The 19,951-nt window shown below is 65.3% G+C and carries 19 protein-coding genes; 8 read left to right on the top strand and 11 right to left on the bottom strand.

What is annotated here, in order from left to right; translation table 11 throughout:
* Positions 1-2: 2 nt before the first annotated feature.
* From nadC to PMN64_RS08185, 8 genes are all read right to left on the bottom strand, one after another.
* Entirely contained in the window at positions 3-854 is an 852-nt protein-coding gene (gene nadC / locus PMN64_RS08220; RefSeq protein WP_304495590.1) for a carboxylating nicotinate-nucleotide diphosphorylase, read from the bottom strand.
* A complete protein-coding gene (locus PMN64_RS08215; protein WP_411780343.1) occupies positions 851-2,401 on the bottom strand; it encodes an L-aspartate oxidase in 1,551 nt (516 codons plus the stop codon). Before PMN64_RS08215 ends, nadC begins: the two co-directional genes overlap by 4 nt.
* Positions 2,398-3,384: a quinolinate synthase NadA gene (gene nadA / locus PMN64_RS08210; RefSeq protein WP_411780342.1), complete on the bottom strand. Its 987-nt coding sequence runs from the start codon at positions 3,382-3,384 to the stop codon at positions 2,398-2,400. The genes PMN64_RS08215 and nadA overlap by 4 nt, the downstream gene beginning before the upstream one ends.
* A gap of 54 nt (positions 3,385-3,438) precedes the next feature.
* A complete protein-coding gene (locus PMN64_RS08205) occupies positions 3,439-4,290 on the bottom strand; it encodes an NUDIX hydrolase (RefSeq protein WP_411780370.1) in 852 nt (283 codons plus the stop codon).
* 119 nt (positions 4,291-4,409) lie between these two features.
* A complete protein-coding gene (locus tag PMN64_RS08200) occupies positions 4,410-4,814 on the bottom strand; it encodes a hypothetical protein (protein ID WP_411780341.1) in 405 nt (134 codons plus the stop codon).
* Between the two features lie 158 nt (positions 4,815-4,972).
* Positions 4,973-6,253 (bottom strand): O-acetylhomoserine aminocarboxypropyltransferase, encoded by a 1,281-nt coding sequence (locus PMN64_RS08195; RefSeq protein WP_411780340.1) that lies wholly within the window; start codon positions 6,251-6,253, stop codon positions 4,973-4,975.
* A gap of 147 nt (positions 6,254-6,400) precedes the next feature.
* Complete coding sequence (locus PMN64_RS08190) at positions 6,401-6,985, bottom strand: CoA-binding protein (protein ID WP_057020656.1); 585 nt, start codon at positions 6,983-6,985, stop codon at positions 6,401-6,403.
* A 7-nt stretch (positions 6,986-6,992) separates the two neighbouring features.
* Positions 6,993-7,820: an enoyl-CoA hydratase gene (locus PMN64_RS08185; RefSeq protein WP_304495584.1), complete on the bottom strand. Its 828-nt coding sequence runs from the start codon at positions 7,818-7,820 to the stop codon at positions 6,993-6,995.
* 71 nt (positions 7,821-7,891) lie between these two features.
* Between PMN64_RS08185 and PMN64_RS08180 the strand changes: the two genes are divergently transcribed.
* From PMN64_RS08180 to PMN64_RS08160, 5 genes are all read left to right on the top strand, one after another.
* Entirely contained in the window at positions 7,892-8,320 is a 429-nt protein-coding gene (locus tag PMN64_RS08180) for a PaaI family thioesterase (RefSeq protein ID WP_028340177.1), read from the top strand.
* Positions 8,321-8,473: 153 nt separating this feature from the next.
* Positions 8,474-8,938, top strand: a complete 465-nt coding sequence (rplM, locus tag PMN64_RS08175) for a 50S ribosomal protein L13 (RefSeq protein WP_016840522.1) — start codon at positions 8,474-8,476, stop codon at positions 8,936-8,938.
* The gene (rpsI, locus tag PMN64_RS08170; protein ID WP_028333930.1) at positions 8,938-9,414 is read left to right on the top strand and encodes a 30S ribosomal protein S9; all 477 of its coding nucleotides are present in this window, start codon (positions 8,938-8,940) and stop codon (positions 9,412-9,414) included. The genes rplM and rpsI overlap by 1 nt, the downstream gene beginning before the upstream one ends.
* 247 nt (positions 9,415-9,661) lie before the next feature.
* A complete protein-coding gene (locus PMN64_RS08165) occupies positions 9,662-10,879 on the top strand; it encodes a GGDEF domain-containing protein (protein WP_057020653.1) in 1,218 nt (405 codons plus the stop codon).
* Positions 10,880-10,923: 44 nt separating this feature from the next.
* On the top strand, positions 10,924-11,160 hold the full coding sequence (locus PMN64_RS08160; RefSeq protein ID WP_304495581.1) for a hypothetical protein: 237 nt from the start codon (positions 10,924-10,926) through the stop codon (positions 11,158-11,160).
* 2 nt (positions 11,161-11,162) lie between these two features.
* On the opposite strand, the gene PMN64_RS08155 is transcribed toward PMN64_RS08160, so the two are convergent.
* Positions 11,163-12,299, bottom strand: a complete 1,137-nt coding sequence (locus PMN64_RS08155; protein ID WP_411780338.1) for an AI-2E family transporter — start codon at positions 12,297-12,299, stop codon at positions 11,163-11,165.
* A gap of 276 nt (positions 12,300-12,575) precedes the next feature.
* Here PMN64_RS08155 and PMN64_RS08150 point away from each other — a divergent pair, with 276 nt between their 5' ends.
* On the top strand, positions 12,576-13,346 hold the full coding sequence (locus PMN64_RS08150) for a gamma-glutamyl-gamma-aminobutyrate hydrolase family protein (protein WP_411780337.1): 771 nt from the start codon (positions 12,576-12,578) through the stop codon (positions 13,344-13,346).
* A 614-nt stretch (positions 13,347-13,960) separates the two neighbouring features.
* On the opposite strand, the gene PMN64_RS08145 is transcribed toward PMN64_RS08150, so the two are convergent.
* Positions 13,961-14,749 carry a hypothetical protein gene (locus tag PMN64_RS08145; RefSeq protein WP_411780335.1) on the bottom strand — a complete coding sequence of 263 codons (789 nt, stop codon included), beginning with the start codon at positions 14,747-14,749 and terminating at the stop codon, positions 13,961-13,963.
* A 761-nt stretch (positions 14,750-15,510) separates the two neighbouring features.
* Between PMN64_RS08145 and PMN64_RS08140 the strand changes: the two genes are divergently transcribed.
* Together PMN64_RS08140 and PMN64_RS08135 are read left to right on the top strand one after the other, a co-directional pair.
* A complete protein-coding gene (locus PMN64_RS08140; protein ID WP_411780334.1) occupies positions 15,511-17,814 on the top strand; it encodes a PAS domain S-box protein in 2,304 nt (767 codons plus the stop codon).
* 183 nt (positions 17,815-17,997) lie between these two features.
* Positions 17,998-19,065 (top strand): ABC transporter substrate-binding protein, encoded by a 1,068-nt coding sequence (locus PMN64_RS08135; protein ID WP_411780333.1) that lies wholly within the window; start codon positions 17,998-18,000, stop codon positions 19,063-19,065.
* Positions 19,066-19,167: 102 nt separating this feature from the next.
* On the opposite strand, the gene PMN64_RS08130 is transcribed toward PMN64_RS08135, so the two are convergent.
* Positions 19,168-19,951 (bottom strand): ABC transporter substrate-binding protein (locus PMN64_RS08130; protein ID WP_411780332.1); only part of this gene is annotated, 784 nt, incomplete at its 5' end.

The raw sequence follows: 19,951 nt of genomic DNA, 5'->3' as shown, positions 1-19,951 counted from the left end.
GATCAGGACAGATAGTCGAGCCCGATATCGAGCGCGGCCGAGCTGTGGGTGACCCAGCCGACCGAGATCAAATCGACGCCGGTGGCGGCAATCGCTGCCGCGGTCGCCGCCGTGATGCGGCCCGAGGCCTCGGTGATCGCCTTGCCGCGCGCCATCGCCACCGCCTGGGTGAGCTGCTCGGTCGTCATGTTGTCGAGCAGGACAGCGTCGACGCCCAGCGCCAGCGCCTCCTCGAGCTGCGACAGCGTGTCGACCTCGACCTCGATCTTGACCAGATGGCCGGCATTGGCCTTGGCGCGTTCGATCGCGGTGCGGATGCCGCCGGCGAGCGCGATGTGGTTGTCCTTGATCAGCATGGCGTCGTCGAGCCCGAAGCGGTGATTGCGGCCGCCGCCGGCGCGCACCGCATATTTCTCCAGTGCCCGTAGTCCCGGCGTGGTCTTGCGGATGCAAACAATCTGCGCGCGGGTGCCGGCAACGGCCTTGACGAGCGTGGCGGTTGCGGTCGCGACGCCGCTGAGATGGCAGAGGAAGTTGAGCGCGGTGCGCTCCGCGGTGAGCAGGCTGCGCGCCGGGCCGTCGATGATCGCAATCACCTGGTCGGGCTCGACCGCGCTGCCGTCGGGCCGCTCGGCGTGCAGCTCGATGGCCGGCGACACCGTCTGGAAGACTGACCGCGCAACATCGAGCCCAGCGACCACGCCGGGCTGCCGCGCCCGCATCACCAGCCGGGCCTGCTGGCCGGCCGGCACGATCGCGTCCGCCGTAATGTCGCCGGCGCGGCCGAGGTCCTCGCGCAAGGCGGTCTGCACGATCGGTTCGTATAGAAGCGGCAACAGGGGATTGAGGGTCATGAGCGGGCACTCCTGGCTGGTAGCTCGGATTCAACGATGTCGTGCGCGGCGGCGAGCGCTTCCGCACGGGTGAGGGAAGAGGGCGCCGCAGACAGGGCGGTGTGCGGGAAATCGGTTCGGAAATGACCGCCGCGGCTCTCCTCACGCCTGATCGCGGCAACCGCGATCATCAATCCGACCAGCGCTGCGTCGGATGCTCCACTCTGGCCGCGCGCGAGCGGATAGAGGCTACGGATCGCGCGCGCGATGCCGTCGCGGTCGCGCAGCACGCCGAGCCCCTGGGTGAGGATCGGTCGCACGGCGGAGGGATCGGAAGCCGGCGGCATGGCGTCGTCGCGCAGCATTGCCCGCGGGCCTGCGCTGACGCTTTCGATGCTCTCGGCGACCCAGCGCGCGCAGACGATCGCTTCCATCAGCGAGTTGCTGGCGAGGCGGTTGGCGCCGTGCAACCCGGTGCGCGCGGCCTCGCCGCAGGCCCACAGGCCTTGCACCGTGCTGCGGCCAAAACCGTCAACCGCGATGCCGCCCATGTGGTAGTGAACCGCCGGCCGGATCGGGATCGGATCATGGGCGGGATCGATGCCGGCCATCTTGCAGAACGCGCTGATCACGGGATAGCGCTGCGCAAACTCCGCGCCCGGATGTTGGCGCGCGTCGAGGAAGGTGCGATGCCCCGCGGCGCGGTGGCGCCACACGGCGCGCGCGACGATGTCGCGTGGCGCAAGCTCGGCGCCGGGCTGATCGGCCATGAAGCGCTGGCCGGTCTCGTCGATCAGGATCGCGCCGTCGCCGCGGATCGCCTCGGTCAACAGTGGCATCGGGCGCGACGGCCCGTCGAACGCGGTCGGATGAAACTGGACGAACTCGATGTCCGACAGTTTCGCGCCGGCATGTGCGGCGAGCGCGAGCCCCTGGCCGAAACATCCGCCGGGATTGGTGCTGTCGGCGAACAGCCCGCCGATGCCGCCGGTCGAGATCACGACGCGGTTGGTCGCGATCGTCAACGCGCCACTTGGGCTGGCTGCAAGCACGCCCCTGACCGCATTGTCCTCGACGATCAGCCGGCGCGCCTCGACGCCTTCCAGCAGCGTGATCGACGGCGTCTGTCGGACCGCCGCGATCAGCGCGCGCATGATCTCCCGGCCGGTGCCGTCGCCGGTGGCGTGCACGATGCGGTTGCGGCGGTGTGCGGCCTCGAGCCCGAGGCGCCAGCTGCCGTCGGCGTGCCGGTCGAAGGCGACGCCTCGCCTCGCCAGCTGTTCGACGGCGGCGGGCGCGGCATGGACTATCCGGCTCGCGGCGGCCGCGTCGCAAAGGCCGGCGCCGGCCGCGAGCGTATCGGCGAGATGCAGGGCAGGGCTGTCATCGGCGCCGACCGGCGCGGCAAGGCCGCCCTGTGCCCACATGCTGGAAGCCTCCGCGCCGAGCGGCGATTTCGACAGCAGGACGACCGGCTCGGGCGCGAGCTGAAGCGCGGTCATCAGCCCGGCGGCGCCGCCGCCGATGATTACCGGGCGGCCGCTGAGAGCGGAGATATCGGTGCTCATATCGCCAGCATCCTTTCGACGCTCTTGCGCGCGCGATCGGCGATCGCCGGGTCGATGGTGACCTCGTGCTGGTTGGTCTCCAGCGCGTGGCGGATGTTCTTCAGCGTGATCCGCTTCATGTGCGGACAGAGATTGCAGGGGCGGACGAAGTCGACACCGGGATTTAGTGCGGCGATGTTGTCGCTCATCGAGCATTCCGTCAGCAGCACGACGCGCGGCGGACGTTTGGTCTCGACGAACGACTGCATCGCAGCCGTCGACCCGGCAAAGTCCGCTTCGGCGACCACCTCGGGCGGGCATTCCGGATGCGCCAGGATTGTGATATCGGGATGATCCTCGCGGAGCTGACGCACGTCATCGGCGGTGAACAGCTCGTGCACCTCGCAGTGACCCTTCCAGGCGATGATCTTCTTGCTGGTTTGCTTGGCGATGTTCTGCGCCAGATATTCATCAGGGAGCATGATGACGCGCTCGGCGCCCAGCGATTCAACCACCTTCAGCGCATTGCCTGACGTGCAGCAGATGTCGGATTCGGCCTTCACCGCGGTCGAGGTGTTGACGTAGGCGACGACCGGTGCGTCCGGGTAGCGCGCCCGCATCAGCCGCACGTCCTGCGCCGTGATGGAATCCGCCAGCGAGCAGCCGGCCTTGAGGTCGGGGATCAGCACGGTCTTGGCCGGATTGAGCAGCTTCGCCGTCTCGGCCATGAAATGCACGCCCGCGAGCACGATGACATCGGCGTCGACCTTGGTCGCTTCGCGCGCGAGCAACAGGCTGTCGCCGACGATGTCGGCAACGCCGTGGAAGATCTCTGGCGTCTGATAATTGTGCGCCAGCACCACCGCATTGCGGCGGCGTTTCAGCGTGAGGATCGCATCGACGTCCTCGGCGAATGTGGCCCATTCGAACGGCGGGATGACGCGCTTGACGCGCTCATAAAGCGGCGCGGTGCGGGTGAGCAGATCGGTATCGAGTGCAACCATTTATACTCTCCGTGAGCATAAGATGGCTTATACTTATCCTGAGCATAAGGCGTGTCAAGTGCGCGAAAGCGGGAGCTTGGTGCCAGCGACGGCCCGCTCGGCCAGCACGGCATGGCGGAAGCGGAATAGCTTGGCCGGCCGGCCGACGGTATCGGCGGCCATTGCGCCAGTCTCTTCAACGAGTTCCTGCTGCTCGATCAGCCGGCGGAAGTTCTGCTTGTGGACCAGCCGGCCTGCGAGTGCCTCAACACTGCGTTGCAGTTGCAGCAGGGTGAACTCGGCCGGCATAAGCTCGAATACCACCGGACGGTATTTGATCTTGGCGCGCAGCCGCGCGATCCCGGTCGCGAGAATGCGGCGGTGATCCGCCGTCATCGGCTTGCCCGGCACGACCGGCGCCTCGCGGCCATGCCCGCGCCCGGCTTCCGGGATCAGAGCGGCCTCGTAGAGCAGCTCATAGCGCTGCAGCACCAGTTCCTCGTTCCAGTCGCGATCATCGAGGCCAAAGGTGATGGCGCAGCGCTGCCAGCGCTCGCGTTGCAGCGTTGGTGACGGCGCCGCCTTCGCCCACGTTTTGAGCTTCGGCGCGATCGTCTTGGCCAGGAAGGCCGGCGCGCCGGCGCGATGATCCTCCCAGGGGAAGTAGTCGTACCAGCCGGACCAGTGCGCCTCGAAGCCTTCGCCGACACGATCCTCGCGGGTCAGGCCGAGATAGCTGATCGAGACGCTGTGCGGCACCTTGGTGTCGCCGGAGCGGCCGCGGTCGGCAAAGGTGTAGAGCTGCTCGACATAGCCGAGCGGGTGGCCGGTCTGCGCTTCGACCCAGGCCCGCAGCGCGGTTTGCAGCGAGCGATGGGTGAACTCGAACGGGCCGCTCGGCAGCGCGGAGCCGCCGGCGATGGTCATGATCTTCGGCGTGCCCTCGGTGACGGCGACCAGCACCGCGACGAGATCGGCGGTCACCGCGTTCCCCGAAGCCGGTGCGCTGGATTTCTGCGGCGATCTGGCCACGCGATCGGTCCGCGCTAGCAGTAGCCGTAGACGCCGCAGGCGTAGGGCAGGCGGTCCCAATAGGTCACATAGGCGCCGCCGTAGTACGGGCCGAAATAGTTGTAGGAGTGCCAGTTGCCGTAATAGCCGGGCAGTGACGACGACCCCGGCAGCAGCGGTTCGCCGGGCACGAACGGGATATACGGCTCGGTATTGAGCGGGATCACCACGGGCTCGACGACCACGAGCTGGCGTCCGCGTCGGACATAGGTCGGCGATGTGATGGTGGTGCGGTAGGCGTAATGCTGCCGCGGCAGGCCCGCCGGCAGCTGGCGCGCGGCCTTGACGGTCGCGCTCTTGGCGACGGCCGGGCCGTCGGCGGCGTCAGCAGGCGGGATCGCAAACAATGCGATCGCGAGCGGCAATGTCCAGCGCAGCATCAATGGTCTCCCGAATCATCCGGAGCCTATCACTGCCACTTTAAGCCGGATTGAACGTTAACGAGAGGCCCGTCGGTATTAAGCGTTAACGGGAGGCCGGTCGCTTTGGGCAAAGTTGCCGGAGCGATGCGGCGCACCGCTCCGGAACAATTGCGGGATCAGGCGCGCAGGGCCTGGTCGAGGTCGGCGATCAGGTCTTCCTTGTCCTCGATGCCGATCGAAAGCCGCACCACCTCGGGCGCCGCGCCCGACCTCACCTTGGCGGCGTCGTCGAGTTGGCTGTGGGTGGTGGAGGCCGGATGGATCACCAGCGAGCGGGTGTCGCCGACATTGGCGAGATGCGAGAACAGCTTCAGGTTCGACACCAGATTGACGCCGGCGTCGTAGCCGCCCTTGAGGCTGAAGGTGAACACCGCCCCGGCGCCCTTCGGCGAATATTTGCGCTGCAGCGCGTTGTACCTGTCGCCGGGCAGGCCGGCATAATTCACCGCTGAGACCGCGGGGTGGGTGGAGAGGAATTCCGCCACCGCCTTGGCGTTGTCGCAGTGCTTCTGCATGCGCAGCGGCAGCGTCTCGATGCCGGTCAGGATCATGAAGGCGTTGAACGGCGACAGTGCGGGGCCGAGGTCGCGCAGGCCGAGCACGCGGCAGGCGATCGCGAAGGCGAAATTGCCGAAGGTCTCCTGGAGCCTGATGCCATGATATTCCGGGCGCGGCTCGCTCAGCATCGGATATTTGTTGTCCTTCGACCAGTCGAAGGTGCCGGCGTCGACGATGATGCCGCCGAGCGAGTTGCCGTGACCGCCGAGGAACTTGGTCAGGGAGTGCACGACGATGTCGGCGCCATGATCGATCGGCTTGATCAGATAGGGCGAGGCCAGCGTGTTGTCGACGATTAGCGGCACGCCGGCCTTGCGCGCAACGGCGGCGATCGCCTCGATATCGGTGATGCTGCCGGCCGGGTTGGCGATCGACTCGATGAAGATCGCCTTGGTGTGCGGCGTCACCGCGCGCTCGAAGCTTTCGATCTCATCGGGGTCGGCCCAGGCCACATTCCAGCCGAACGCCTTGAAGGCGTGGGTGAACTGGTTGATCGAGCCGCCATAGAGCTTGCGTGCCGCGATGATCTCATCGCCGGGCTTCAACAGCTGCTGCAGCACGACGACCTGCGCTGCGTGACCGGAAGCGACGGCGAGCGCCGCGGTGCCGCCTTCGAGGGCTGCGACACGTTCCTCGAGCACGGCATTGGTCGGGTTGCCGATGCGGGTATAGATGTTGCCGAATGCCTGCAGGCCGAACAGCGAGGCCGCGTGGTCGGCGTCGTTGAAGACGAATGACGTGGTCTGGTAGATCGGCGTCGCCCGCGCGCCGGTGGTGGGATCAGGCTGCGCGCCGGCGTGCACGGCGAGGGTGGAAAATCCCGGAAGGCGATCGGTCATTCTTTGTATCCTGTTGTGGCCTGGTCGAAACGCGCGGCATGCTGATGGCGCCGGCGCCCGCCGTCAAGCGAGTTGGGCACGCCGCCAGTTTCTGGAGGGGCATCCCGCGCTATACCGGATGATCGCAGCGATTATTCCGCCGCGATGTCAGGTCGTCTCGGTCTTGTTCTTTGCCGCGCGGTCGGATGCCGCGGTCTGTCCGCCGCCGAAGCTCGTGCGATTGAGCGACAGCCGCATGCCCTGCGTCGGGATCGGCGCACGCTTGGAACTCAGCGTGCGCGAGTTGACGCCCATCCACGAGATCTCCGACGACAGCCGGCCATACTCGATCTTCGGGCAGCGGTTCATCACCACCTTGAGGCCCGCGGCTTCCGCCTTCTCGGCCGCGGCGTCGTCGCGCGCGCCAAGCTGCATCCAGATCACCTTCGGCGGCGTCGACAATTTCAGCGCCTCCTCGACCACGGGCATGATGTGGCTTGAATTGCGGAAGATGTCGATCATGTCGATCGGCCGATCGATGTCCGCAAGCGAGGCGACGAACGGCTTGCCCATCAGCGTCTTGCCGACATGGCCGGGGTTGACCGGGATCATGTCGTAGCCGCGCTGCGCCAGATATTTGAATGCGAAATAGCTCGGCCGCACATTGACCGGCGACGCGCCGACCATCGCGATGGTCTTGACGTTGTTCAGAATGCTGCGGATGTAATTGTCGTCGTAGGCGTCGTGATTCATTTCGATCTTACTTGTCTTGCCACTTCGGATCGCGCTTCTCGATGAAGGCGCCGATACCTTCCTCGGCGTCGCGCGCCATCATGTTTTCGGTCATCACCTCGGCGGCGAAGCGATAGGCGTCGGCGAGGGTCATCTCGGCCTGGCGATAGAACGCTTCCTTACCGAGCTTGACGGTGTAGGCCGATTTCAGCGCGACCTTCTCGGCCAGCGCGATCGCGGCGTCGCGTTCGGTGCCCGCGGATACCACGCGGTTGACGAGGCCGATGCTCTGCGCCGTTGCCGCCGAGACCGGCTCTCCGGTCAGCAGCATCTCCATGGCCTGCTTGCGCGGCACGTTGCGCGACAGCGCCACCATCGGCGTCGAGCAGAACAGCCCGATGTCGACGCCCGGCGTCGCAAACGCCGCCGCGTCGGAGGCGACCGCGAGGTCGCAGCTTGCGACCAGCTGGCAGCCGGCCGCGGTGGCGATGCCCTGGACGGATGCGACCACCGGCTTCGGCAGGCGCACGATGGCCTGCATCATCGCGCTGCAGGCGTTCATGATTTGGGCGAAATAGGCGCGGCCGCGGTCGGCATCGCTGCGGCGCGCGGTAAGCTCCTTGAGGTCGTGGCCGGCGCAGAACGCCGGGCCGTTGGCGGCGAGCACGACGGCGCGGATGCGCTTGTCGCCGCCGACATCGTTCAGTGCGGCGTGCAACTCGGCGATCAGGCCCTCGGAGAGGCTGTTGCGCGCTCCGGGCCGATTGAGCGTCAGTAGCGCGATGCTGCCGATGGTCTCGCGCAGCAGGATCGGCTGGCGTTGCGGCGCTTCGGCGCGGGCGGCTTGGGCGGACATGCTGAAAATTCCACTTTGGTCTCTGTGACAACTTAATGTAACAGGCAGGCTGAAGCGAGGGCAGGGACGGCATGGCGACTGCGAAAATGAGCGTGGCTGACGTGGAGGAGTTCCTGCGGAGGGAATTCCCGCAGGCTTTCGTCCACGACGATGTCCGGATCGAAAGCGCCGACGGCGAGACGGCCCTGCTGCGCCAGCGCTTCAGCGAGCGCATGCTGCGGCCGGGCGGTACGGTGTCGGGGCCGACCCTGATGGGCCTGGCGGATTTCGCGATGTACGTGGTGCTGCTGTCGGCAATCGGGCCGGTCGGCCTTGCCGTGACCACCAACCTCAACATCAACTTCCTGCGCAAGGGCCAGCCGGGGCAGGACGTACTTGCGGTGGCGAGGCTGCTCAAGCTCGGCAAGCGGCTCGCGGTCGGCGAGGTCAACCTGCTGTCCGGCTCGTCTCCCGATCCCATTGCCCATGTCACGGCGACCTATTCCATTCCGAATCAATAGGCTTTTCTGCGGTATTATTGCACCATATTTACAAGCCATTGTTTTCGCTGATGTAAATCGAGCGCGTCGGCGTTGACGCGCGATCGCGGCTTCTCTAGAAAGCAGCCCAGTTCGGCGCATACGGCGCCGATTTCCTTTTCACGGATTTCACACATGAGCACGTTCTCGGCCAAGCCCGCCGAAGTGACGAAGAAGTGGGTCGTGATCGACGCCAAGGGTCTGGTCGTCGGTCGTCTCGCCACCCTCGTCGCGATGCGCCTGCGCGGCAAACACCTGCCCACCTACACGCCGCATGTCGATTGCGGCGACAACGTCATCATCGTCAACGCCGCGCATGTGGTGCTGACCGGTCGCAAGCGCGACCAGAAGACCTACTACAAGCACACCGGCTTCATCGGTGGCATCAAGGAGCGCACCGCGAAGCAGATCCTCGAGGGTCGCTTCCCCGAGCGCGTCGTCGAGAAGGCGATCGAGCGCATGATCCCGCGCGGTCCGCTCGGCCGCATGCAGATGGGCAATCTGCGCGTCTATCCGGGTGCCGATCATCCGCATGAAGCGCAGAGCCCCGAGAAGGTCGATATCGCTTCCCTGAATCGCAAGAACACGAGGGCCGCATAATGTCCGATACGTTGCAGTCCCTCGACCAGCTCTCGCAGGTCAAGCCGGCCGCGCCCGACGCGCCGAAATACGTCAAGAAGGTCGACAAATACAATCGCGCCTACGCCACCGGCAAGCGCAAGGACGCGGTCGCCCGCGTCTGGGTCAAGCCCGGCTCCGGCAAGATCTCGGTCAACACCCGCGAGTTCGAAGTCTACTTCGCCCGCCCGGTGCTGCGCATGATGATCCAGCAGCCGCTGGTCGCTGCGGCCCGTAACGGCCAGTACGACGTGATCTGCACCGTCGCCGGCGGCGGTCTCTCCGGCCAGGCCGGTGCTGTTCGGCACGGCATCTCGAAGGCGCTGACCAACTTCGAGCCTGAGCTGCGCGGCGTCCTCAAGAAGGGCGGCTTCCTGACCCGCGACAGCCGCTCGGTCGAGCGCAAGAAGTACGGCAAGGCGAAGGCCCGCAAGTCCTTCCAGTTCTCGAAGCGCTAATTCGAGTTCTAAAATTCGCGGCAATTGCCGCAGGCATCGAGTTGCAGAGGGCGCCGCGAGGCGCCCTTTTTGCTGCGTCCGACCGGCCGCGCTTCGGCGCGAATTAGCGCAGTTTTTCATGAAAACTTGCGTGTGCGTGCAAACGAAATTGGAACTCGCACCTTCTAGCTTGCGGGCTCGCAGTGGCGCTGCATCACCGTATTTATTTGCGCCTGCGAACGTTGCATCACCGGGCTGGGGTGAGTTTATGTCGTTCGATCCATCGACACTTTATTTGTTCGCCACCATGGTCGCGGGCATGCTCGGCGCCATGCTGTGGTTGTTCGGCAGGCAGGAGAACATTTCCGCGCTGAAATGGTGGGGCACCGCCTATCTGCTCGGCGCAGCCTCGGTCGCGGTCTGGACGGTCGGCAGTTCGACGCTTGATCCGATGGTTCTGCTGGGCCTCAATGCGATCGGTTTCGCCGCCTGCGGCCTGGTCTGGAATGCCGCGCGCATTTTCCACGGCCGCAAGGCCAATTTGCTGGGCCTCGTGCTCGGCCCGATCGCATGGATCGGGGCGGTGACGACGGTTGAGGATCCCGCGATGCGCCTGACGATCGGCGCCGGGATCGTCGCGATCTACGCCGCGCTGACCGCCTCCGAGCTGTGGAGCGAGCGCCGCCGCGCGATGCAGCGGCGCTGGCTTGCGATCGTCATTCCGGTCGCGCACGGTTGCGTCCTGATGCTGCCGATCCTGGTCGGCGACCTGCTGCGATTGAACGGCCAGAATTTCGTCTCCAGCTTTTGGGTCACGCTGTTTTCGATCGAGCTCGTGCTGTACGCGATCGGCACGGTGTTCGTGATCTTCATGATGGTGTCGGACCGCGCGGTGGCCGTGCACAAGACGGCTGCGTCGATCGATCCCCTGAGCGGCATGCTCAACCGCCGCGGCTTCACCGAGGCCTGCGCCCGGGTGATCGAGCGCGAGTCCATTGCCGGCCGGCCGGTCACCGTGATGATCTTCGACATCGATCACTTCAAGTCGATCAACGACCGCTTCGGCCATCCCGCCGGTGACGAGATCCTGAAGCTGTTCTCCGCTGTCGTGGTCAACAGTCTCAGGATCAGCGATCTGTCGGGCCGGATCGGCGGCGAGGAATTCGCGGCGCTGCTGCCGTGCTCGCTGGAGGAGGGTGTGCTGGTCGCCGAGCGCGTGCGCGAAGCCTTCGAGAACAGCAACATCACCTGCGAGGAAGGCGCGGTCGACACCACGGTCAGCATCGGCGTCGCCGGCGGCCCCGCCGGGACCGAGCTCGAGGTGCTGTTGGCCTCGGCAGACACCGCGCTCTACCAGGCCAAGCGCGGCGGCCGCAACCGCGTCGAGGCGGCGGAGGAATTGCCGCTCTCGCTGGAGAACTGGCGGCGCAAGACCGCGGGCCTGCCGGCTTCGGCGCGACAAAAGCCGGCGAGCGTCCGGGCATGAGCGCGGTAACGAGCGGTTAACCATTCAATCCCATGCTTTCGGGCATGGAGTCGATCCGCACCCGTAATCCGCAGTCAGCCCTGATGTCGCTCGAAGCCGATGCGGTTTCGGCGCGCAGCGGTTTCGCCTGCCTGTTCTCGGACTCCCATGAATACGAGACCGCGCTGATCGCCGAACGGCGCGCGCAGGGGCGATACCAGCCGCCGAAGAGTCGCTGGCCGGTGGTGATGCTGGCCGGCGTGATGCTGATGGTCGCGGGAACGGTGCTGCTGCTCTCCTGACGTCACGCGGCCCGCGCCGGATCCTCCGTCTTGAAGTGGTCGATCATCACCTTGGCGATTGCCATCAGCGGCAGCGCCAGCGCCAGCCCCCAGATACCGAACACGACGCCGAGCAGGATCTGGAACGCGAACAGCGTGGCCGGCGGGATGTCGAGCGCCTGGCGCTGGATGATCGGCGTCAGCACGTAGCTTTCCAGCGCGTGGACGCCGAGGAACAGGATGAAGGCCGAGAGCGCCGCGATCCATCCGGTCGCAAGGCTCGCCAGCACCACGATCAGCCCGCCGAGGATCGCGCCGACCGTCGGGATGAAGGCGAGCAGGCCGGCCTGGATGCCGAGGATGAACGAGCTCGGAATGCCGATGATGGCAAGCCCGATCCAGGTGACGAGGAACACCGCCGTCATCGTGATGATCTGCGCGATCAGCCAGCGCTCCAGCGTCTCGCCGATGCGGTCGACGATGACCGTCGACTGCGCGCGGTACTTCGCCGGCGCGATGAACAACAGCCCGGCGCGGTAGATGCTTGGCTGGGCCGCAAAGGCGAGCCCGAGGAACAGCACGATGAAGAAGTTGCCGACGACGCTGACGGTGCCGAGCAGCACCTTTAGCGTCTGGCTGATGATGGCGCCGCCGCTTGAGGCCAGCGCGCCGGCGCCGGGGATGCCATGGGACTGGGACGGCGCGGGTATCGTCGTCGTTGTCGTGACGGCGCTGCCTTCGCCCTTCGCCTCGCCGGCGGCATTTGTGAAATCGAGATAGCTGGTGTCGACCCCGTGCTGCTCGAGGAAGTCCTTGACGCTGCCGAGCTGTGATTTGATCGTGTTGCTCAACACCGTGGCCTGCTGCGCGATCGTGGTGCCGCCGAGGAACACAATGCCGGACAGCAGCCCGGCCATCGCCAGGCAGACGATCGCAAGCCGCAGCGCGTGGGGCAGCTTGGTCAGCCGGCCGAGCAGGGTGGTCATGGCATTGAGGGCAACCCCGAGCAGCATGCCCGCGAACAGCAGGAACAGGGTCGCGGCGAAATGCCAGGCGAAGGTCAGCAGGGCTGCGAACAGCACCACGCCGATGCCGCCGACGGCGATCGCCCATGCCAAGTCGTTGCGGGCCTGCAGGCGATTGTCAGCCGAGTCTGTCACGGGTGATTCCCCCTTCGCGACGGTCCGAAGCAGTCTTTGGCGAAAATCCCGCCGGGATCAAGCTGGCGGGAGCGTGCCGGTTTGCCGCTGACGCGCCGCGGCGCCGGGCGCGATTGGTGGGCATCTGGCCGGCTCTGGGTCCCGAGGGGCGCGAATCTGTGCAGGACTGCAAGGCCCCCTGTGCAGATATAGACAGTTGATCCGGCCGGAACTCGAAGGCATGATCGTCTCCGCAACGTCGCAAACTTAGAAGAATCATTGCGCGAGACTTCAATAATGAGACGGCCCGTGGTCGGCGTGATCGGAAACGCCCATCGCATCGAAAATCGTTTCACAGTCCAGATGGTCGGGGAGCGCAACCTTCGTGCGGTTGCCGAGGTGTCGGGCGCGGTGCCGCTGATGTTCGCGGGCAGCCCCGAAATCACCGAGGTCGGCGCCTTGCTCGACGTGGTTGACGGCGTGGTGCTGACCGGAGCCCGCGCCAATGTTCATCCGACGCGCTTCAACACCGAACCGTGTGCCGCGCACGAGCCTTACGACATCCATCGCGACGACGTCGCGCTGGCGCTGTCGGAAGCCTGCGTCGCGCGCGGCGTGCCGATCTTCGGCATCTGCCGCGGCCTGCAGGAGATGAACGTCGCCTTCGGCGGCTCGCTGCATCCGGAGATCCGCGAGATTCCGGGCCGCATGAACCACCGGATGCCACGGCTCGAGAACGGTGAAATCCATCCTGACCCGACCGTTGTGTTCGCCGACCGTCACGACGTCGCACTGACGCCGGGCGGTGCGTTCGCAAGAATCCTCGGCCGGGAGACCATTCGGGTCAATTCGCTGCACGGCCAGGGCATCCTCGAGCCCGGCAAGCGCGTCGTGATCGAGGGCATCGCCGAGGACGGCACCATCGAGGCGATCCGCATCGCCGACGCGCCGGGTTTTGCGCTGGGTGTGCAGTGGCACGCCGAATACGATCCGCAGCGCAATCCGATCAACCGCGCCCTGTTCGAGGCCTTCGGCGACGCGCTGCGCGAGCGGCGGCGGGCGGCGTAGGATGGTCTCACCGCCATCGTCCCTGCGCGTCTAGTCACGACGTCGTCTTCAAAAAGCGCGCTGTCGTCCCTGCGAAAGCAGGGACCCATACTCCGCAGCGGTTGTAGTGGAGGGGACTCGTCGTTGCAGCACTGCTCAACAATGACCATCGGTGGTTATGGGTCCCTGCTCCCGTGCGCAATTGCGCACTAGGCAGGGACGACAGCGAATGTGTGGCGTCGTCTGTGAAGACGGTGACAAACAAGCCCAGTCTCGCCGGTTTGGGAAGCCATGAAAGACGCGGGGCTTTCCTGAGCCAATCCGCGCGAGCCGAGCGGCAGGCGAGTAGATCGTCCCGAAATCAGGGCGTCACGACGCAAAGTGTGTTGTCCCCGCAACGTCACAAGAGTTCCGTCGAGCATCGCACCTGTTGGGACTTCACTGTGTGGCGAATTCCCAGTCTAATAACGGCGGACCTGAGGCAAAGATTTTACCACCAAGACGTTCATTTGAGATCAGGTTCAGGAGGCCGCTGACCAGCGCCAGCGGCCTCTTCGTGTTGCTTCATTGATCGCAAATGCAGGTAGGGGCCGTCGCCGCGTCGATGGCGCGCAGGAAGCAAGCACGTCACGGCATTAGCGCACTGACCATGGCCATGCCGACGGTTGCGGTTTGGCGGTGGCGTGCGGCCGCGCCGGGGGGGGCGCCGGTTTGCGCGTCTGGACAACATTGGCCGACGGCCGCGGGCGCGGCAGTGGTATTTCCGGGGTTACCGTTGGTTGTTCGGGGCTCACCTTCGGTTCTGCGGCGTTGGCGATGACACCAGCCAGCTGTTCCTGGCTTGCGTTGAGCCGCTCGGTGACCGTCTCGCTTTCGCGCGCCATCTGATCCTGGGTCGCCTTGATCTGGTCGATGATATCTTTGCTGCGCGCCATTTCTGCTTGGCTCGCCTCGAGTTGGCTCGCGACGTTTTTATGGTCGCGGACCAATTGTTCCTGCCTCACCTCAAGCTGTTCGACCGCTTGCCTTAAGGCAGCGAGATCGCGCGCCATCGGTTGAAGCTGCTGCGCCAAGTCGGAAGAAAGTGCCGCAGCAGCCGGCGCAACGTCTTTCGGCGCGGCGTCTTTCGGCGGGGTTTGCGCAGGAGGCGATGGGGGGCCGGAGGAGGCCACCATCGCCGTATCAACGGGTGACGACCACCACCAAGCAGCGCCACCAATGCATGCTGCCAACACAGTACCGACAACAGCCAGGTGGCGCCAATCCACCAATCGATGAACCGTCGCTAGCGGCGCGCGAAACGCCTTCATGGTGGTCGGCGGGTTGGAAGGAGTGACTCCCGCTTCGCGCGCGAGGTTCGAAAGCTGCTCTTCCAAGCTCGCGAGCCGCCCTTCCGCGCCCCTGTCATCCAGGATGGAATGCATTTTGTGCTCCGTATCAAATGCAAGGTCACCCGCCTTGAGAGCAGATCCGCTCCTCGGCGCGCTAACATTCAACGGGACCCGGATGGGTATTTGCAGCTTAAGCTTCCCAGGGATGAGGATGCGGCCTGTACGTCACATCGTCTTTCTTTTATCAGCTCACCCTTCCTGAACTGTCCCGACGATTTTGACCGAGATATCGTTCGTCCGCAATCGGGAACACCGCTTGCCATGGAGCGCTGGAGCTCGTGGATCGGGGTGCCGTTCGGCCGCCTCACGCTATCGAGCGCGAACATCGGAAGCCTCTCGGAGCCGAGGCACATTACGTCGAGGTATCGTTAGTCGGCGTTGAGAGCGTCACCAAGCGACGGAGAGGGGCGGGCTGGACCCGGAAACGCGGGGATGCGGAGCGTTCCATGTTCGGCAAGGGACCATGTCGGCATCCTGCAAGGCGCCTTCGGCCGCCGGTGCCTGACCGTGGCGCCAGACATGTACCCCGGGGCCCTCACGCGCATTCTCGGTATGTTGAGTTGCGCTGCTGGCGAGAAAGTCCCGCTGGTCGACAGGTCGCAGCTGTTCTTCCGGTATCGAGCGCGCGCCGGAATCGGTCTTTCTCCGTACTAATACGGATACGAAAGTGGCGGATTGCCGCGCCGGACTCGGCTAAGCAACAGGGATATTTGCTCCGGCGCCGACGACCCCTTTTCCGAATACTGTTTTTCCTTTTCCATTTTCGGTGCAGCCGACACGAGGGGTTGGTCGGGATGAATTTGTCGGGCCGCCTGGCGATGGGGATGATGTTTCCCGTCGCCGCGCTCCTGCTCGCGCTGGGCTTCATCCATGGCGTGACCTGGCCGGGCATTCTGCTCGCGGGTGGCGCGGTTGCGGTGGTATTGATGACGGCTGAGGTGATTGCGAGATCGCTGTCCAAGACGCCCGCCCAGCTGGTGCGGGCGGCGGAGGCGCTGTCGCGCGGCCAGCAGGTCTCGCTCGGCTCAAGCGATGACGGCGAGACCGCTCAGCTCGCGGCGACGCTGGCCGAATTGTCGGCCCAATTGGGCAGCAGGCAGCACCTGCTGGAGAAGACCGTCGAGAGCATCCGCGATCCGGTGGTGGTCGCCGACGAGCACGGGATGATCGTGATCGTCAACGCCGCGGCGCGGCGGCTGTACAGCGTCGAACCCGGTTTTGATACCCTGACCGGCGTTCGCACCTTCCAGAACTATTATGCCGACGGCATCACCGTGATGCCGATCCCGGACACGCCGATGGCGCGTGCGCTGCGCGGCGATGACGTCGACGATTTCGAGCTGATCGTCAAACCGCAACCGCCGCAACCGGCCGTCTGTCTTGTCGTCAACGCACGGCCGCTGCGCGACGATACCGGCAATCTGCGGGGCGCGGTCGCCGTGCTGCACGACGTCACCGCGCAGCGGCGGGCACACCAGGCGCTGGTCGAGAGCGAGCAGATGGCGCAGGCCATCGTCAGGACCGCGCTCGACGCCTTCGTCCAGACCGACCAGGACGGCTTCATTCTCGACTGGAGCCCGCAGGCCGAGGCGCTGACCGGCTGGACGCGGTCCGAGGCGGTCGGCTATCGGGTGGTTGAACTGGTGTTTCCGGAGGAGCTGCGCCTCGCGCACCGGCAGCGGATCACCCGCTTCCTGCAGGAGACCGCGGCCGGCGGCATGGGCATGCGCTATGAAACGGCGTGCCTGCACCGCGACGGTCACCGGTTCTATGTCGAGGTGTCGCTCAACGCGCTGCGCCGCGGCGATGGCTGGATCATCAATTCCTTTGTCAGGGACGTCAGCCAGCGCCGGATCGCCGAGGAGCAGTTGATCCAGGCGCAGAGGTCGGAATCGCTGGGGCGGCTGACCGGCGGCATTGCGCACGACTTCAACAACATGCTGACCGTGATCACCGGCACGATCGAGATCCTCGCCGACGGCGTCAAGGACAACCCGCAACTTGCCGCGATCGCCAAGCTGATCAGCGATGCCGCCGATCGCGGCGCGCAGCTCACCTCGAGCCTCCTGGCATTCGCGCGCAAGCAACCGCTGCAGCCCGCCGAGACCGACGTCAACGACCTGATCGGCGAGGTGGTCCGGCTGCTGTCGCAGACGCTGGGATCGCAGACCGAGATCAGGACGGAGCTCGGCCGCAACGCCTGGCTCGCCTTCGTCGACCGCAGCCAGCTTGGTGCCGCGCTGGTCAATCTCGCCATCAATGCGCGCGATGCCATGCCTGACGGCGGCACGCTGAGCTTTGCGACCCGCAACATCCAGCTCGGGATTCCCGACGCCGTGGCGTGCGGCGTCGAGCGCGCCGGCGATCATCTCGTGATCGAGGTGACCGATACCGGCACCGGCATTTCGCCGACGCATCTGGAGAAGATCTTCGATCCGTTCTTTTCCACCAAGGAGGTCGGGCAGGGCGCCGGGCTCGGGCTCAGCATGGTGTTCGGCTTCGTCAAGCAAAGCGGCGGCGGCATCGAGGTCAAGAGCGAGCAGGGGCGCGGCACCATCTTCAGGATCTATCTGCCGAAGGCCGACGGCACCGCACAGCGCGCGGCGGAGGAGGACGATCCGCCCGTCAGGGGCGGCGACGAGACGATCCTGTGCGTGGAAGACGACCCTACGATCCGGGACTATGTCACGGGCCAGCTCGAAAGCCTCGGCTACAACGTGCTGGTCGCGGCGAACGCGGACGCCGCGCTCGAAATCGTCAAACGTGGCACCGCGTTTGACCTTCTGTTCACCGATATCGTGATGCCCGGCAGCATGAACGGCCGGCAATTGGCGGAGACACTGATGGCAGGGCGCCCGGCACTGCGGGTGCTGTTCACCTCGGGCTACAGCGATGGCGTGCTGCCCGCACAGCAGGGGCGTGGCGGGCACGGCATTCCGCTGCTGACCAAGCCCTATCGGCGCGGCGAGCTGGCGCGGATGCTGCGGCGCTGCCTTGATCTTCAGGTCGACTTTCAGGGCGATCCGGTTCCACAGCCTTATTCCGTGCAGCCCGATCTCGAGCGCTTCCTGCGCGAGAATCCGCCGGGGAAGACGTAGACCGCGGCGTGGCCTGGATGCCACCGGGTCCGCAACGCACGGCCCGATGATAAACTGCACGAAATCCGTCATCCCCGATGCGGCCGCCATTTGATGGGTTTCGCTTCGCTCTACCCATCCTACGCGCTAAGCTCCCGCGACAAAGGCGCGGCCGGTCAACGGCCCGATTTCAGGGAGTATGGAATGCAGGACCGCAAATGGTCGAGGCGCGACTGGCTCAAGGTGACGACGGCCACCGCCGCCGGCATGGTGTTCGCGGAGCCGCTGCGCGCGGCGGCGCCGCCGGCGGAAGCGGTGACGCCGGAGCTGATCGCAGCCGCCAAGAAGGAAGGCAAGATCTCGTTCTACAGCGCGCTGGAACTGAACACGGCCGAGCGTCTCGCGCGTGACTTCGAGCAGAAATATCCCGGAATCAGCGTCCGTGTCGAGCGCTCCGGCGCGGAGCGCATCTTCCAACGCATCGCGCAGGAGCAGGGCAGCGGCATCAACGCCGTCGATGTCGCCAATTCGACCGATCCGGCGCACTACCTCGACTGGAAGAAGAACGACTGGCTCGCGGCCTATGTCCCGGAAGACGTCGCCAGGCATTTTCCGGCCGACCAGATCGATCCCGACGGCACCTCGGCGACATCCTGCGCCTGGTTCGAGGTGATCGGCTACAACACCGACCAGGTGAAGCGCGAGGAGGCGCCGAAGAGCTACGCCGATCTGCTCGATCCCAAGTGGCGCGGCAAGATCGTCAAGGGCCACCCGAGCTACTCCGGCGCGATCATGACCGCGACCTTCGTGCTGGCGCGCGATCTCGGCTGGCCGTATCTGGAGAAGCTTTCGCAGCAGCGGGTGATGCAGGTGCAGTCGGCGGCCGATCCACCGAAGAAGATCCTGCTCGGCGAGCGCGCGGTGATGGCCGACGGCAACGACTATAACCTCGTGCTGGCCAAGGATCAGGGCAAGCCGGTCGAGGTGGTCTATCCAACCGAAGGCGCGCCGCTGATCATCGTCCCCAGCGGCATCTTCAAGAACGCGCCGAACCCGAATGCCGCGCGGCTGTTCCAGAGCTATTTTTTCAGCGCCGAGACCCAGCAGATGCTGGCCGACGAATTCGCGCACCGTTCGTTCCACGCCAAGGTGAAGGAGAAGGCCGGGCACGTGCCGCTCGACAAACTGAAGATGCTGAAAGCCGATCCGGCCCAGGTGCAGGTGCAGAGCGAGGAGATCAAGGCGAAGTACGCGAAGCTGTTCCGGGTGTAGTTCGGCCCCTGTAGGATGGGTAGAGCGAAGCGAAACCCATCGCCTGTGCAAAGGGGCGAGGGTGATGGATTTCGCTGCGCTCTACCCATCCTACAGATCGCGCTAACCGCCCACTTCCGCGCTGAGCATCGGCCCGAACAGCTCCCATCTCTCGCCCTTGAGTCGTCTGAGTTGCATCTGCTTGATCGGCGCGAAATCGATCGGGCTGGTGTTCATCGTGATGCCGGGAAGCAGGTTGGTGGTCCGGAAGGCCTTCAGGTTGGCGGCCTGTTTCATCACGTTGGCGCGCGTGAGATCGTCGCCACACTGCTTCAACACCTGAACCAGCGTCTGGGCGGCATTGTACCCTGTCACAATCAGGCCGTCGGCCCGATTGCCCTCGGGGAAATATTTGGAGAGATATTCGTCGAACGCCTTCATGCCGGGGTCGTCCTTCCATTGCGGATCGAGCGGATCCATCAGGTAGGCCACCGAAATGATGCCTTGCGCGTTCTCGAAGCCGGCGGGCTGGATCACGGCACCGAGCGAGGAACCGACCGAGTTGAGGATGTGCAGCGGTTTCCAGCCGATCTCGGCCGTCTTCTTGATGGCCTGCGCCGCGAATTTCGGTGTGGCTATGTCGACGAATACATCGGCATTCATCGATTTCATCTTGACGATGTGCGTGTCGATGGTCGGCTCGGCCACCTCATAGGCATCCTCGATGACGATCATCGACGCCGCCTTGTCGCCGAGGCCGTCCTTCAGGCCCTTGAGATAGTCCTTTCCATAATCGTCGTTCTGGTAGAGGACCGCGATCCTGCCGTTCGGCCTTTCCTTCAATATGTGCTTGGCGTAGATCCGTCCCTCGCTCTGATAGCTGGGCTGCCAGCCCATGGTCCACGGG

Source organism: Bradyrhizobium sp. UFLA01-814, assembly GCF_046718885.1.
In the GTDB taxonomy this organism is placed as follows: domain Bacteria; phylum Pseudomonadota; class Alphaproteobacteria; order Rhizobiales; family Xanthobacteraceae; genus Bradyrhizobium; species Bradyrhizobium elkanii.
Note: the sequence above shows the minus strand (reverse complement) of the source record. Positions and strands in the feature narration are given on the sequence as shown.

Bases quoted from the DNA above. Each gene is read 5' to 3' on its own strand.
- rplM (WP_016840522.1), top strand. From the start codon at position 8,474: ATGAGCACGTTCTCGGCCAAGCCCGCCGAAGTGACGAAGAAGTGGGTC.
- PMN64_RS08190 (WP_057020656.1), bottom strand. From the start codon at position 6,985: ATGAATCACGACGCCTACGACGACAATTACATCCGCAGCATTCTGAAC.
- rpsI (WP_028333930.1), top strand. From the start codon at position 8,938: ATGTCCGATACGTTGCAGTCCCTCGACCAGCTCTCGCAGGTCAAGCCG.
- PMN64_RS08185 (WP_304495584.1), bottom strand. From the start codon at position 7,820: ATGTCCGCCCAAGCCGCCCGCGCCGAAGCGCCGCAACGCCAGCCGATC.
- PMN64_RS08160 (WP_304495581.1), top strand. From the start codon at position 10,924: ATGGAGTCGATCCGCACCCGTAATCCGCAGTCAGCCCTGATGTCGCTC.
- nadA (WP_411780342.1), bottom strand. From the start codon at position 3,384: ATGGTTGCACTCGATACCGATCTGCTCACCCGCACCGCGCCGCTTTAT.
- PMN64_RS08180 (WP_028340177.1), top strand. From the start codon at position 7,892: ATGGCGACTGCGAAAATGAGCGTGGCTGACGTGGAGGAGTTCCTGCGG.
- PMN64_RS08140 (WP_411780334.1), top strand. From the start codon at position 15,511: ATGAATTTGTCGGGCCGCCTGGCGATGGGGATGATGTTTCCCGTCGCC.
- PMN64_RS08195 (WP_411780340.1), bottom strand. From the start codon at position 6,253: ATGACCGATCGCCTTCCGGGATTTTCCACCCTCGCCGTGCACGCCGGC.
- nadC (WP_304495590.1), bottom strand. From the start codon at position 854: ATGACCCTCAATCCCCTGTTGCCGCTTCTATACGAACCGATCGTGCAG.
- PMN64_RS08135 (WP_411780333.1), top strand. From the start codon at position 17,998: ATGCAGGACCGCAAATGGTCGAGGCGCGACTGGCTCAAGGTGACGACG.
- PMN64_RS08200 (WP_411780341.1), bottom strand. From the start codon at position 4,814: ATGCTGCGCTGGACATTGCCGCTCGCGATCGCATTGTTTGCGATCCCG.
- PMN64_RS08145 (WP_411780335.1), bottom strand. From the start codon at position 14,749: ATGCATTCCATCCTGGATGACAGGGGCGCGGAAGGGCGGCTCGCGAGC.
- PMN64_RS08150 (WP_411780337.1), top strand. From the start codon at position 12,576: ATGAGACGGCCCGTGGTCGGCGTGATCGGAAACGCCCATCGCATCGAA.
- PMN64_RS08205 (WP_411780370.1), bottom strand. From the start codon at position 4,290: ATGACCATCGCCGGCGGCTCCGCGCTGCCGAGCGGCCCGTTCGAGTTC.
- PMN64_RS08215 (WP_411780343.1), bottom strand. From the start codon at position 2,401: ATGAGCACCGATATCTCCGCTCTCAGCGGCCGCCCGGTAATCATCGGC.
- PMN64_RS08165 (WP_057020653.1), top strand. From the start codon at position 9,662: ATGTCGTTCGATCCATCGACACTTTATTTGTTCGCCACCATGGTCGCG.